Annotated in this window: 1 protein-coding gene; it reads right to left on the minus strand. The window is 68.3% G+C overall.

Going from position 1 to position 1,055, the window contains the following annotated elements; all coding sequences use genetic code 11:
- On the minus strand, window positions 1-1,055 hold a 1,055-nt coding region (locus tag J5M71_RS25985), incomplete at both ends, for an Ig-like domain-containing protein (protein ID WP_243434353.1).

A 1,055-nucleotide genomic window follows, 5' to 3' on the forward strand; every position in this document is an offset into this window, starting at 1 on the left:
TCGGCGGTGATCTGGCCGATCGGGTTGCCGCTGCCATCGGTCAGGGTCACGGTGGCGCCTGCTTCAGCTGTACCACTGATCACCACCCCGTTGCTCGGGTCGATGATGGGTGCGGCCGGGGCGATGGCGTCAACGGTGACGCTGGTCGGCCCGCTGGTATTGCTGGCCGCGTCCTGGGCCACGGCGTTGATCACCGTGCCGTTGGCCAGCGGGGTCGCAGGCGTGAAGGCCCAGTTGCCGCTGCCGTCGGCGGTCGTCTCGCCGATCGGATTACCGCTGCCGTCGGTAAGGATCACCTTGGCCCCCGCTTCAGCGGTACCACTGATCACCACCCCGTTGCTCGGGTTGATGATGGGTGCGGGCGGCGCGACGGCGTCAACAGTGACACTGGTCGGGCCGCTGGTATTGCCGGCCGGGTCCTGGGCCACGGCATTGATCACCGTGCCATTGGCCAGCGGGGTCGCAGGCGTGAAGATCCAGTTGCCGCTGCCATCGGCGGTGGTCTGGCCGATCGGGTTGCCGCCGCCGTCGGTGAGAATGACCGTCGCGCCGGCTTCGGCGGTACCGCTGATTTCCGTGCCATTGCTCGGCTCGACCACTGGCGCCGCCGGCGCCACGCCGTCCACGGTAATGACCGCCGGTGCACTTTCGGTCCCACCGGGGTTGCGCGCCACCGCGTTGACCACGGTGCCATCCGGCAGCGGTACGCCGGGGGTAAAGCTCCAGTTGCCGCTGCCATCGGCGGTGACCTGGCCGATCGGGTTGCCGTTGCCATCGGTGAGGATAATGGTGTTGCCCGCATCGGCGGTGCCGCTGATCACCGAGCCGTTGCTCGGCTCGACCTGCGGAATCGACGGCAGCGACGAGTCCACGGTAGTGCTACCGGGGTTGCCGGTATTGCCGGCGGCATCGGTCGCCGTGGCGTTGACCACGGTGCCATTGGGCAGCGGCGTGCCCGGGGTGAACGTCCAGTTGCCACTGCCATCGGCCGTCACCTGGCCAATCGGATTACCACTGCCGTCGGTGAGCGTCACCGTGCTGTTTGGCTCGGCGGT

Origin of the sequence: Pseudomonas sp. 43(2021), from assembly GCF_017490805.1 — a bacterium.
GTDB lineage: Bacteria > Pseudomonadota > Gammaproteobacteria > Pseudomonadales > Pseudomonadaceae > Aquipseudomonas.